Annotated in this window: 9 protein-coding genes and 1 pseudogene; all 10 read right to left on the bottom strand. The window is 42.8% G+C overall.

From position 1 onward, the window contains the following. Positions 1 to 129: 129 nt before the first annotated feature. A complete protein-coding gene (locus H9L11_RS18385; protein WP_205391362.1) occupies positions 130 to 1,098 on the bottom strand; it encodes a spore coat protein U domain-containing protein in 969 nt (322 codons plus the stop codon). Continuing rightward, a pseudogene (locus H9L11_RS18380) lies at positions 1,095 to 3,502 on the bottom strand (fimbria/pilus outer membrane usher protein). Before H9L11_RS18380 ends, H9L11_RS18385 begins: the two are co-directional and overlap by 4 nt. A gap of 17 nt (positions 3,503 to 3,519) precedes the next feature. After that, entirely contained in the window at positions 3,520 to 4,275 is a 756-nt protein-coding gene (locus H9L11_RS18375) for a molecular chaperone (protein WP_025768578.1), read from the bottom strand. Positions 4,276 to 4,295: 20 nt separating this feature from the next. Then, on the bottom strand, positions 4,296 to 4,793 hold the full coding sequence (locus H9L11_RS18370) for a spore coat U domain-containing protein (RefSeq protein ID WP_017635493.1): 498 nt from the start codon (positions 4,791 to 4,793) through the stop codon (positions 4,296 to 4,298). Positions 4,794 to 4,832: 39 nt separating this feature from the next. Then, positions 4,833 to 5,378: a spore coat U domain-containing protein gene (locus H9L11_RS18365; RefSeq protein ID WP_005375099.1), complete on the bottom strand. Its 546-nt coding sequence runs from the start codon at positions 5,376 to 5,378 to the stop codon at positions 4,833 to 4,835. A gap of 389 nt (positions 5,379 to 5,767) precedes the next feature. Next, positions 5,768 to 6,799 carry an L-threonine 3-dehydrogenase gene (tdh, locus tag H9L11_RS18360; RefSeq protein WP_005383983.1) on the bottom strand — a complete coding sequence of 344 codons (1,032 nt, stop codon included), beginning with the start codon at positions 6,797 to 6,799 and terminating at the stop codon, positions 5,768 to 5,770. 44 nt (positions 6,800 to 6,843) lie between these two features. Continuing rightward, complete coding sequence (locus H9L11_RS18355) at positions 6,844 to 8,037, bottom strand: glycine C-acetyltransferase (protein WP_205391361.1); 1,194 nt, start codon at positions 8,035 to 8,037, stop codon at positions 6,844 to 6,846. Positions 8,038 to 8,249: 212 nt separating this feature from the next. Further along, entirely contained in the window at positions 8,250 to 10,580 is a 2,331-nt protein-coding gene (locus H9L11_RS18350; RefSeq protein WP_205391360.1) for an EAL domain-containing protein, read from the bottom strand. Continuing rightward, positions 10,577 to 11,509 carry a transporter substrate-binding domain-containing protein gene (locus tag H9L11_RS18345; RefSeq protein WP_005375093.1) on the bottom strand — a complete coding sequence of 311 codons (933 nt, stop codon included), beginning with the start codon at positions 11,507 to 11,509 and terminating at the stop codon, positions 10,577 to 10,579. Before H9L11_RS18345 ends, H9L11_RS18350 begins: the two co-directional genes overlap by 4 nt. A gap of 62 nt (positions 11,510 to 11,571) precedes the next feature. After that, entirely contained in the window at positions 11,572 to 12,981 is a 1,410-nt protein-coding gene (locus H9L11_RS18340; protein WP_005375092.1) for an aminotransferase class V-fold PLP-dependent enzyme, read from the bottom strand. Positions 12,982 to 13,499: the final 518 nt, after the last annotated feature.

The following is a 13,499-nucleotide window of genomic DNA, read 5'->3' as shown; positions in this document are numbered from 1 at the left end:
TTCTGAAAGTTAAATTCCGTGAGAATAAAGCCATACTAATCTCACAAAATTAAGCAGTGACAGAGTGAAAACTATGATTACAAAAGATTTTTGGAATAGAAGCCTCTAATGATGTAATTGACATGATGCTCAAAATTGAACGTCAACGATTATTGAATCGGTGTAAGTACCTGCAGGAGGGGTCGTTTGGCTGGTTAGTATCTGCGCGCGATAATTATAATTCTGTGGAGTGACACCATCCGGAATGGAGCCGCCAGTATCGACGTCACCGTGTTCACGACGTTCAGAACTGGTGCCTCCCCAGCGCTCCATCGTTGATGACTTATAGATTTCATACTCCAAATAGTGACCACTAGAAATCATTCGCCGCTGACCGCCGGACGCATTTAGGCCGTCATTCAAGCCAATGGAGAAGGAACTATTCTTGGTACAAGTTAACGATATAACCTGACTGACTGGTTCAAAACCGGCCACTAATGGGGACGAACCAAAATCAATATCTGGCGCTGTGATCATACAATCAGGGGTCACTTCCAACTCAACCGTAATCACGCTTTGAGCGCTGCCATTGGCGCGGCCAATGCATACCCCTAGAACCCCGATACCCTTACAGTAATCCCAAATCCAGGATACGGTGATTTGGTCTTTATAAGTCCCAGCGGAAAGATTACTACCCACTCCCGTCCGAGCATAGAGCGGAAACTCGGCTTGAGTGCCAAACAACCCGAGTAAATCGAGTAACCCGATTTCAAAAAAATTGTAAGTTTGGCCGAATACATACTCTTGTGAAAGACCTGGATCGCCAAAAATCTGATAGCTGAGCTCCGAACTCGGATCATCCTCATTTAATAGCAAACCATTATTTATACTGTTAAACGTTGCTGATACGTAGTCGCCACTTAACAAAGACACAAGTGTAGAAAAGTCACACGTAATCCCCGCATGAGGCTGAGCTGAGCTTTGCTGCTGAGAGCTTGAAACAGTAAACGAAGAAACATTGCCAAACAAGATTAAAGGTGCTGCCGCCGTGAGCTGACAAGCCATTGTCGAGCACGAGAAAAAGAGAAGTAGGCTAGCAAACCAGCTGCGCAAAATCATAGTGCGGTCTCTTCTTCGGCTTTGATACAAACCTGCTCAGGCAATGTTTGTATTTTTTGACTCTCACGCTGATACAACCCCTCAATAAACACTGTACATGGCGGCTGTCCTTGAGGATAAAACTGAATGTAGCGGCCTGGGTCAACGCCTTCAAAGTAGGTAAAACCATCCCACCAATTTGGCTTGTTAAGCCCGTTTCTGAGCGGCCATATGTACCAATCGGAAGGAACAAATGATTTTCGTCTACCACCGTCATGCTCAGTGCAACTTGTAGCTCTATTGGGAACTCTAACAGGTAGCCGTAGCCCGAATGTATCGAAGCAAACTGCTCTGTTGCAGAAAACGCAGCATTGGCAGGTAAATTAAGTGGATCGATTTCATATTTGGCGGTGTAATACGCCGTAGCCCAAGGAACAAGTAAGTAACCTTCATCGTCTGTCACTCCGACAATTTGATTTTCATATTTAACCGGAATACCTTCAAAACCACTGGTGCTCACCACCGCGAAGCTGTCATACACTTCATTCGCCGGGAATATTTCTCCATCCAACGTAGAGACCGAACCTGCCATTTCCGCAAAATAATCATAGTCGCCACTGGTGCCATTTAACCCCGCTCTGAACTGCGCCCATGACGCACGGTAGGTCAAATCGGCCTGTTTACGGTTTTCTGGGTGTTCGTTAATATCATGCGCTAAATTGACGCCCCACCCACCTCGTATTGGCGCAAGGCGGCTGTAACCCACTCGCCCTCTAACATCGCCATCGTCCTCTCTTTTCAGCGTTAGCCCCGAACTTCCCCCCAAAGAACTGAAAGGTAGAGAGAATTGAGCCAACGTAACACTCTGACCACCAATACTATGGTTGTAAGAAAGGGACATATTGATATTAAAAGGCAGAGCGTAGCTATAAGTAAGATTTAGGGTACGTGAATCTGAGTCGGATTGTTGAATATCAAAGTACCCACCAGAAAGTGAGCCCCAATCTCCCAAACGGACTCCCATATTGATTTGTGATAGATGGCGCGACGCGAGTGAAGCGTCCTTGCCTTCATCGAGCATTTCGTAATTTGGTAAATGAGATAAGGTATAAAAGTCGGCTTGTTCTACTTGAGTTCGAGCAGCGAAGCTAAACAGCCGAGACTGATAACTATAACCTAGCGCATATGAGGTAGATTGATCCTGAAAATTACTCACACGAAACGAGGCATCCACCGTACCCAAGTTGAAAGCATTGGTGACAAAGCCCAGCCCCGCAACGATCAGGTCATCTTTTGCTTCAGCTTGAGCTTCTAATGTTAACCAATCAGTCATGCCATGACGCAGAGCGGTAACCACGCCACCGTCTCCATAGTCGTTAGATGCATTACCGAAATTTTCTCTGATCGCACCAATACTCGCACTGTAAGATGTAAATCCGGTCTTGAGTAGATCGGAAGAGAGAAAAAATGGGCTGGTCATGACCGTTTGCTTACCTTGAGCATCCGTTGCAATTACCGTTGCTTCCCCAGCACCAGAGAGCATTGGAATATCGTTAATAATGAAAGGACCGGGCCCAACATTCATTGAGTCAGTTTTAAAGCCATTGATAAACAAATCTAACGTAGTGGGCGCTGTGACCTCACCGTAAAATGCAGGTAACGGCGTCGTCACGACATCCGGACGCATAGAGAAATCATGCGACAACTGAATACCCGCCAGTCTTACTGGTTGGCTCCAAGATAAAGGGCGAACAATATAGTCCCCTACCTCCATACGAATTCGCTTCTCTTGATTGACGTACTCGTAACTCGTATCAAAACGAGTGTACTGGCTGCTTTGCTGGGACTGAACATCGCGATGAAAGTTAGATTTAAATATCCCGGTAGTAGAAAAAACGCCAAACTCAGAAAAGGCTCTGACTTCATGATTTATAGAAACCTCCTTTTGTCGGCTTTCGTTCTCGTACACACCAAATACGTTGTAGTTAAGCAGGCCACCACGCCCAAACTGAGCCGGGGAAAATCGCCCCATATCCTGCGCTGATAAGCTCTGCATCGGTAACCAATTAGGCGGTACGTCAATTGCAAGTTGCAATGACGATTGCAAGTAACGCACGTTAACACCTGGGATAGACGTAACCTCAAGTCTCTCTTCGGTTCCAGGCAACGACGTGGCGGCAACCCCAACTGAAATGAGGTCCTCCCGGAGCAAAAAGAACTGATCGCCAACTCGCTCAACTTTCGCAACAAGCCCTGTTGCTCTTTGATTGATCACCAACTCCAGATTGAGGCTAATATTCTCAAACTTTTCTAATGAGAAATTTTCAGGACTCGGTAGCTCAGAGAAGTGGTTTGCTGAATTTGCACAAAGACCAATACTGCTCCACGTTACGCTAAGTAATACCAACCAAAAGAAAGCATTCATTGTATTAAATCTATTCATTATTGCTTCAATGGTATTTGGTAACGTTTACCTCCAATATTCGCGCTCAAACTCAAGGGTCTGACATTACTATGGGGAATAGACCAAACCTTATACTGTTCAGGAAGAATATAGCCAGCTAGTCCATCGGAAATAACGACAGGATCTTTATTTGGTAGATTCAACTGTAAATTCACTAAGCGAACATGGTGTTTTCCTGAATTTTTAATGTGAACAAAACGCTGATTATTTTTCTTAATAAACTGTGCCTGTAAATCACCCCATAATTCACTGTCACGGTTTGGTTTTTGAGTATCAGTCAGCCCTTTCCCGTAAATAAACAAAGGTATCGAGTAACGCATTCGGACTTTGACAGCGAGTTCATTTTCCGTCAATTCTGTTTGAGGGTTTTGAGTTGGCGGTAATTCATCTATGATCACTCGGTATGCATACTCCTTACCCGCAGAGGCCTCATCTTGGTTGATGATGCGGATTAACTGCTTTTCACCTGGTTCAATTTTGACAAACGGAGGAGTTGCAATTAACTGGCTTTGACTTGAATAACTATCTTCTCCTTCGTTTTGTTCCCACTTAAAAATTCTCACCTGTAAATAAGAATCAACACTGCCTTTATTTACCATCCAAAGTGATGTTGCATTACTCTCCTCTGATATTTTGGGGTAAATCGGCCAAATTAATAATGAGTTAGCGTTGGCATTTGAGAAAAAAACAAAAAGGAAGGTTATTAATAATAGTTTTTTGAGTATGAATTCCATTTCACCCCTCCAAAGTTCACTTACCACTCTAATGTCAGCGTAAGCGTATCCATATAAATTCCAGCCATTTCATTCCCATTTATTGTCGCCTTTGCCCAGATAGGAAACTGAATATTATCTGGGTCTTGGTCGGTATCGACGGAGTATTGCGTGTCAATATCAAGCACCTGCGTATAATTTAGATCTTGAAACAAAAAGTAATCTACCGTTGTCGCTTCTTCACTGTGCTTTAGCTTACGTACACCGTCCAATGCATTCATCCCGCCATTTACGGAAACATTCATCGTAATACCCGGAGTACAACTTAATGTGAGTGATGAACTGTAAGTGATGCTGCCTTGTACTTCCGTCGCGTAAACTGAAGAATGCTCACCAAAATCTAACGTGCCTATTTGCCCGGCTTGGGTTGCGCTTTCTTCTTGTACTGCGCCGTTAATCAAACAACCTGTATCTACGGTGGCAGACACCTGAAAAGTTTGTGTCGCATCAGCCAGCACAGTTAAAGAACACAAACTCATCGCGACAAGTGAAAAGCTCCTAACAACCAGCGTCACGTTTTACCAGCTTAGCGTCACACTGATGGTATCGGAGTATGTACCGGCAATGCTGCTCGTACCGTAAGCTTTCGCAAAAAGCTCAATAGTTTGCGATGTTGCACTAGTAAATTCAGACAGAGCTACCGTCCCGCCTTGTATAATTTGTGTGCTTCGGTCTGAGTCGGTAAACAACGTATAATCAATAAATTGCGCGCCATTTGACATCGCGTAGGTACCAACGGTCGCACTTGCATCATACAATCCGGTGCCCAATGTAAACGTCGGTGTCACACCGTTACTACAAAGCACTTCAATACCCGTCGCACTACCACCATTTACCACACCATCTTGTTCACTGAAGATTGCAGGCACGTCTCCAAAGGCGAGTGAGCCAAAGCCAACGCCAGAAGCTGCATCTACCGCATTATTTCCATTAATCACGCAACCTTGTACAAGGTTAATTGAAACATCAATCGTACCGCTCACTGACGCTCCACTCGCTTGCCAACTAAATGAGGTTAAGAGCAGAGGCATCATCAGATAAAATCTTTTCATATAAAGCTCCATTTTTACATTCCACTGTATATCGGTAACCTTTTTATTAGTTATAGCTCAATTATGACAAACCAAATGCATATAAAATGTAAAACAATAAAAAGAAGCAGGATAAGGATAAAGACGAACAGCAAATAAAAACATTAAACTTAAAAATGACGCTTTTTAAGCATATGATGCTAAAAAATAACCACTAAAAACAAATGGTTATTATCTTATTCCAAATACAGAATCGACAATGAGTTAGAAGGTAGGGTGAAGTTGAGTGGAAAAAATCTAAAAAAAGTAGCAGAACGATACGAGAAGTTTAGAAAAGATTGGCGACCATTTCTTCCCGAAACAAGAATCTTCATGAAACAAAAATGCGCCCCAAAAAGGAGCGCATTTCTTACTTGAATAAGTTATTCCCAATCAAGAATAACCTTGCCTGACATGCCAGAGCGCATGACGTCAAAGCCTTCTTGGAAATCATCAATCTTGTAGTGGTGCGTGATGATTGGCGATAGATCCAAACCAGATTGGATCAGTGAAGCCATCTTGTACCACGTTTCGAACATTTCACGGCCGTAAATGCCTTTGATCACCAAGCCTTTGAAGATAACTTGGTTCCAGTCGATACCCATGTCTGATGGCGGAATACCGAGTAGTGCAATGCGACCACCGTGGTTCATTGTGGTTAGCATTGAGTTGAATGCTGCTGGGTTACCAGACATTTCTAGACCAACGTCGAAGCCTTCTGTCATGCCTAGCTCAGCCATTACGTCTTCTAGCTTCTCTTCAGCCACGTTTACTGCGCGTGTTACACCCATCTTACGAGCAAGTTCTAGACGGTATTCGTTCACGTCTGTGATCACTACGTGGCGAGCACCAACGTGCTTTGCTACTGCCGCTGCCATGATACCGATTGGGCCAGCACCTGTGATAAGCACGTCTTCGCCTACTAGGTCGAAAGAAAGTGCTGTGTGTACTGCGTTACCAAACGGGTCAAAGATAGACGCTAGATCGTCAGAGATGCCTTCAGGGATCTTGAACGCGTTGAACGCTGGGATCACTAGGTATTCTGCGAATGCACCTTCGCGGTTAACGCCCACACCAATCGTGTTACGACATAGGTGAGTACGGCCGCCACGACAGTTACGACAATGACCACACGTGATGTGACCTTCGCCAGATACGCGGTCACCGATTTCAAAGCCACGAACTTCCTGACCAATCGCAACCACTTCACCCACGTATTCGTGACCGACAACCATAGGCACTGGAATTGTCTTTTGTGACCATTCGTCCCAATTGTAGATGTGTACGTCTGTACCACAGATAGCGGTTTTCTTAATTTTGATCAGAATGTCGTTATGGCCAACTTCAGGTTTATCAACCTCAGTCATCCAGATGCCTTCTTCAGGCTTTAGCTTTGATAATGCTTTAATTTTCATAATGTAACCTTAATTAAAGGCCCTATTGTCTAAGGCCTAGAATCTTAAATAAGACCCATGTCCTTACCAACTTGGATGAACGCGTCGATTGCACGGTCTAGTTGCTCGCGAGAGTGCGCCGCAGACATTTGAGTACGGATACGTGCTTGACCTTTTGGTACAACAGGGAATGAGAAGCCGATTACGTAGATGCCTTTCTCCAGCGCACGCTCTGCGAATTCTGCTGCTACTTTTGCGTCACCAAGCATGATCGGAATGATTGCGTGGTCAGCACCACCCATTGTGAAACCAGCCTCTTCCATACGAGTACGGAAGTGTGCTGCGTTTTCCCATAGACGATCACGTAGGTCACCGCTCTCTTCTAGTAGATCTAGAACGCGGATAGAAGCGCTTACGATTGCTGGTGCAACAGAGTTAGAGAATAGGTATGGACGAGAACGCTGACGTAGCCAGTCAATCACTTCCGCTTTACCAGATGTGTAACCGCCTGAAGCGCCGCCCATTGCTTTGCCTAGCGTACCAGTGATGATGTCGATACGGTCAACCACGTTGTGGTGCTCGTGCGTACCTGCACCTGTTTTGCCCATGAAGCCAACAGCATGAGAGTCATCAACCATAGTCAATGCGCCGTACTTCTCTGCTAGGTCACAGATAGCCGGAAGGTTTGCTACTACGCCGTCCATTGAGAACACACCGTCCGTTACGATAAGAATGTGGCGAGCACCTGCTTCTTTCGCAGCGATCAGTTGTTGCTCTAGCTCTTCCATGTTGTTGTTTGAGTAGCGGAAACGCATCGCTTTACATAGACGAACACCGTCGATGATTGACGCGTGGTTTAAAGCGTCAGAGATGATTGCGTCTTCTTTGCCTAGAATAGTTTCAAATAGGCCCGCGTTTGCGTCGAAACATGATGTGTAAAGAATCGTATCTTCTTTACCTAGGAACTTAGAAAGCTTCTGCTCAAGCTCTTTGTGGATGTCTTGCGTACCACAGATAAAACGTACTGAAGCCATACCAAAGCCGTGCTCGTCCATGCCTGCTTTACCCGCTTCGATAAGTGCCGGGTGGTTAGCAAGACCAAGGTAGTTGTTCGCACAGAAGTTTAGTACTTCTTCACCAGTAGAGATTTTAACAGCCGCTTGCTGTTGAGACGTGATGACACGCTCTGATTTGTAAAGGCCTTCCGCCTTTACTTCTTCGATTTGCTGCTGAATCTGTTGGTAGAATGCAGAAGACATTTGAAATTCCTTCCTAGTTATTTTGGCGAGTATTTACTCGTTTAGAATTAGGCTTAGCCTTTATGTGACGGGCGTCACGGGCTATCACTCATCAATTAATTGTAGTGTAATTCAAGGAAGGAGGAAGGATTATACCTTAAGGTGGAAAAGCATTAATGAATCCTAGGCACAAATTCAATTAATGCTTTTCTATGAGGTTGTTATAAAAGGAATTATAGCCAGGTAGGCTTAGCCAAAAGTGCTTCAAAGTCCTTAGCAGGTAATGGTCGGCTATAGTGGAAACCTTGTCCGAACTCACAGTTTAGGTTTTTCAGGTAATCCACATGACGCTGTTCTTCGATGCCTTCTGCGACGATCTTAAGATCCAGCGCTTTCGCCATTGCTATGATTACGTTGACAAGCTCGCGGTCTGAGTCGTTCTCGAACATATTTTGCATAAAGCTACGATCAATCTTTAAGCGGTCGAACGGAAACTTCTGCAAGTAACTCAGCGCAGAATAACCAGTACCAAAATCATCAATAGTAAGTTTGGTGCCTAACGCTCGTAAGTTATTAAGCATGTCTAATAGCTCAGAATCGTGATTGAAGAGGAGACTTTCTGTCACTTCAATATCGAACTTATTTGACGGAAGACCAGACTCCTCAAGGCTGTGTTTAATAAACGTAAGTAAGCGCTCGCAGTACCTAAATTGAACACTAGAAAAGTTTACAGAAACAAACAACGGAGTCAGACTTTGCCATTGTGCCGCTTGTCGACACGCTTGTTGAATAGCAAACTCACCAATTTGATGAATTAAACCATTTTTCTCTGCAATAGAGATAAACTCTTCAGGGTTTACAAATCCGTACTTGTCATCATTCCAACGCATTAGCGCTTCTGCCCCTACGATTTTACCACTACTCAGCTCAATAATTGGCTGATAATACAGCTCTAATAACTGATTGGAGATCGCACTTCTCAGACGATTTTCCAGATCCAAATAGCGTTGCAAATCTTGGTTCATATTATGGTTATAAAAACAAAAGCCATCACGCCCATCTTGTTTCGCCCGATACATTGCCATATCAGCACATGCAAGGAGCTGCTCAGCGTTGTCTCCGTCATCCGGGAACACAGACATTCCGACGCTGCTACTCAAGAAGAATTCATGGTTGTTCCAAACAAACGGATCGTTAAACGCCGAAAGCACACTTGAAGCAACTCGCTTTGCAGTATCATTATCAGGCAAGTCTGGGATGACGAGTAAAAACTCATCCCCACCAATTCTCGCCAATAAGTCTGTTTTTCTTGCGACTTGATACAGTCGCTGAGCACTGAGTTTAAGGATTTCATCCCCAACAAAGTGTCCCATTGAATCGTTAATCTGCTTAAAGTGGTCTAAGTCGATGAACATCACCAAAACTTTAGACCCACTACGCGATGCCCTAATTAACTCCAAAGCCAATCGCTCGGAACCATAACTACGATTAGGCAAATTAGTTAATGTGTCATATTTAGCTTGGAAGGCGAGTTCTTTTTCAGACGCTTTTCGACGTTCAATTTCGTTCGTTAATTTTTTATTCTGTTGAGAAAGAATATCTTTACGCTTTTTTTCTTCCTCAAGCTTAATTTTCAATTCAATCCTATTATTGTTCGTGATGAATGCATAACATAAAGCAATGACGATCATAACGGCCAGAATACTCAAACCAATAATAAAGAGCCGTGATGTAAATATATCTCGTTCACTCAAAGGCTCGAACCACGCCATCAATTTGAAGTGATGTTTATCCACAGGCACTTCAAAGTAAATTTTTCCGTCTACAGCCTCAGAAACGAAATAGTTCTCATCCTTATTGTGAGAAGGTGTTTTATTTATGGTATCCCATACAACCATTTCCACGTCTTTTATTTTTAGCACCATTCGGCTATAACTATCTTCGTGTTCTTGGTTAGTAAGTTGGTCAATAACAATATTCTTATTAAGATCGGCAATTAAAAAGGCAACAGGCTTTCCGGAGAACTTAACTTGCTTAATGACTTGAATGCGAACGTCATCATTGTATCGCGTCGCACAAACCTCTTCGGGATGCCCGTGTTGAGTCATTAAGGTTTGTATGTCCATTTTGTGCTCGGCAAGGTTTTCAAATCCAGTGGTGACAATGGTGACTCCATCACTGCCGACCAGCGTGAGCTTTTTATAGATTTGGCTGCTATTAATTAGCTTACTGTCTATCTTCTCATCGAAGCGACGCTTTAAATTAATTAAACTGGCACCTAACCCATACTCCATTGACATGCCAGAAGCTAAATTACCAAAGAATGTTTGTATTGTTTTATCTGTAGCTAGATTATCAACATCTTCACTCGCTATGGTAAATAAATTATCGAGTGTGCTTGCATAACTTTTTACTTTTAAATCTAGTTCTCTGTATTGAGATTCTTTTAATTTATTTTGACCTACGCTAGTCACAGTAATAAGCATAGCTAAGTAAATTGAAACTAATATTGCGCTTATTGTAATAAATCTTTTACTGGAAAATTTTTTAACGGCCTTATTCATCGGACTTTCTTTTTATCTTCTATAAAGTAATCGTTATAAAAGTAGTAAATAGATGGATAGTATTTTTTTACTAGTTTTTCGTATGATCCGTCTTTTTTTATCGAGTCTAAATAACGATCAAATGCTTTGCGTAATTCAGGGGAATTTTTACGGAATGCAACAGCCATTTTTTGATTTTCAGATATAGGGCCAATGACTTTTATTTCACCCGGCCATTTTTCGAGGGCAATTAGCGTATCCGCAACATCTAATAATGTGCTTTCCGCGTCATTTTTCATTATCGCTGGAACCATCTCATTAAGGAGACGCGCCCCATCAGGTAATATAACTTTTGCACCTGTGTCATATAAGTCATAAAGGTTAGGATCCAAGCAAGAATGTTCTAAAGCTAACACTTCGCGACCATCGATCAGCTGCTTGACGTTTTTAACATCTTCATCGACCGACCCACTTGGTTTAATCGGGCTCAGACTAGAGTCGGATCTGGAAACCAACCATACACCTGAAGGAAAATAATCTTGTGAAAAATCGACAACCTCAGAACGCCAATCAAGAATAGTAACGCCATTTGCGATCAAATCGCCTTCAATTGGAACACTTTCTCCGACAACAGCCTGCTTGTTGTGATATTGCACATTTTGCCCTGTCAACTTACCAACCACGTCGCTCCACTGTGCTGGAACATACTGGTACTGAACACCTAACGACTTGGCAAAACCTTTTATTATCTCTACATCCAAGCCAGTCAAAGTTTCCACTTCACCTTGTTCAATATAGGAGACAAAGTTAGCGTACGGGACACCAATGTGACGCAGTACACCACGTTCACGGATTTGTTGTAAATCGTCTGACCAAGCGGCAGACGACGCAACAGAGGTAACCATGAGCGCCACCGTCGCTAAAGTTCTTTTGAATGTTATGACTGACATAATAATATCCTTACCTTTCACAAAGCGCCCAATAATGGGCGCTTGAGTGATAAACAACGATGTTAGAACGACGAGTAATACAAATTCGTCATCGCCACTACGAGCCCTTCCACATCTTGTTCGTCATGGAACAAATGCGTAGAGATACGCAGCGCGTAAGTATCAAAGTCATCATCCTTATGCAGCTTAAAGCTAGTCGTACGGATGATGTAACCATACTCTTCACGTAAACGATCTCGGAATTCCGTCAGTATCTCTTCATTAGTTACATCGGAGAACGGGTTAACCGTCGTTAAGCCACTGGTTAAGCCTTCCACGTTTGGTGAATACATTTTGGCTTGTGGTAAGTACTCTTGAAGCAAGGTTTTACATAAACTACCAAGGCTTACAACTCGCTCTTCGATACGGTCTCGACCAATCTCATCCCACATTTTGCAACTATCAACTAGTGCTTGTTTCGCAGGATAGTTATCGTTACCAATGTATTGCATTTGCAGCTGTTTACCCAGGTAATCAGCATGAGAAAGTGAGGAGTTGATCAACCATAACGGGTTCTCTCGGTCGCTCCAATACTCATTCAAACGGTTACCGTTATCACGAACATACAGAATACCTGTCGCGCCCGGACCACACTGCCACTTATGACCAGATCCTGCATAGAAATCACAATCCATATCGTGGAAATCAAGGTCAAACATACCGACCGTATGCGCGCCATCAACAAGAGTAGGTACACCATACTCTTTTGCTAAAGCACAAATGGCTTTTGCTGGTAGCGCGGTTCCTGTTTTGTATGTGATATGAGAGAAAACAATTAGGCGAACGTTTTGATTCGCATCAAGCGCGTCTCGGAACGCTTGAATGTAATCTTGCTCAGAAACGTTTTCGGTACCAGTAAATACTGGTAGTTGAATTTCTACCACATCCACACCAAAACGATGTTTCGCTACGTTCATAGGTGATGTTGCAGCAATATGTTCATGGTGTGTCGTTAGAATCACATCACCTGGTTCAAAGTGTAAGCCATTAATGATCGAGCATAAGCCATCAGTAGTGTTGCGGCTGAGAATGATCTCTTCTGGGTTAGCACCAAAACCTGGTGCGACGTCTTTAACCATCTCTGAAACATAAGGCCAAGAGCCAAATTTGCCTTTCATATCCCAAGGATATTTAGCCACTAGCTTGTTGTTATGCTCGTAATCTTCAAGAACATGTTTTGGCATTGAACCTGTTGTACCAATGTTCATGTAAGTGGTTCGTTTGTCCAAAACGAACTGTCTTCGCACTTTACGCCAGAAGCGCTTATCGTGTTTTCTACCTAGCCCGCGGCTGCTCCAATCAATTTTCTGTTCTCGTGCTTGAGCTACGCCTGAGAAAGCGGAAGCACTCACACCAGCAACAACAGCTCCTGTTGCGCCTTTCAGAAAATTACGGCGGCTGCTATTAGTCTGAATAGATTCCTTGTCTTTCATCTTTTTCAATCCTTGTCGGAAATTAGCCATATTATTAATTTTAAGTGCGTAACTATCTGTTACTAAAACATTATTACCCATTACAATCAGAGTTTAATTTTTTCCTCTGCCATTAAGTGACTTTAGTTCCAATTTTTTATCTTATTTGATGATATAAGCAACAGTTTGACCACAAATCTATAAACAACAATGTTCACATTAATATATTCGTTAATTTGATTATTCTTTATTGCGGACAATTCCACCAAATTCTTTATAAAACAATTATGAGCTTTGTTATAAAGTCATTAAAAATTTAACTTTGCGTTAATTTAAAAATATTCAGGCTATTTTAAGATTGGCGTCTATTCTTTTTATATCTTAACGATCTCAACATGTTAAGACTAAATAAAAGAAAGCTGATTTCGGATCGAGATATCAGTTTAAGACCATAAAGTGATACACATCACTCTATTACATAAACTCACCGCTCAACAGACATAAGTACAACAGGTTTTCACTAATATGTGCTTGAGCGT

Origin of the sequence: Vibrio sp. sp1, assembly GCF_016920955.1 — a bacterium.
Taxonomy (GTDB): domain Bacteria; phylum Pseudomonadota; class Gammaproteobacteria; order Enterobacterales; family Vibrionaceae; genus Vibrio; species Vibrio alginolyticus.
This window is presented reverse-complemented; position numbering and strand designations above follow the sequence as displayed.

Coding starts and splice junctions, on each gene's coding strand:
- H9L11_RS18365 (WP_005375099.1), bottom strand. CDS start 5,378: ATGGAGCTTTATATGAAAAGATTTTATCTGATGATGCCTCTGCTCTTA.
- tdh (WP_005383983.1), bottom strand. CDS start 6,799: ATGAAAATTAAAGCATTATCAAAGCTAAAGCCTGAAGAAGGCATCTGG.
- H9L11_RS18385 (WP_205391362.1), bottom strand. CDS start 1,098: ATGATTTTGCGCAGCTGGTTTGCTAGCCTACTTCTCTTTTTCTCGTGC.
- H9L11_RS18345 (WP_005375093.1), bottom strand. CDS start 11,509: ATGTCAGTCATAACATTCAAAAGAACTTTAGCGACGGTGGCGCTCATG.
- H9L11_RS18370 (WP_017635493.1), bottom strand. CDS start 4,793: ATGAGTTTGTGTTCTTTAACTGTGCTGGCTGATGCGACACAAACTTTT.
- H9L11_RS18340 (WP_005375092.1), bottom strand. CDS start 12,981: ATGAAAGACAAGGAATCTATTCAGACTAATAGCAGCCGCCGTAATTTT.
- H9L11_RS18350 (WP_205391360.1), bottom strand. CDS start 10,580: ATGAATAAGGCCGTTAAAAAATTTTCCAGTAAAAGATTTATTACAATA.
- H9L11_RS18375 (WP_025768578.1), bottom strand. CDS start 4,275: ATGGAATTCATACTCAAAAAACTATTATTAATAACCTTCCTTTTTGTT.
- H9L11_RS18355 (WP_205391361.1), bottom strand. CDS start 8,037: ATGTCTTCTGCATTCTACCAACAGATTCAGCAGCAAATCGAAGAAGTA.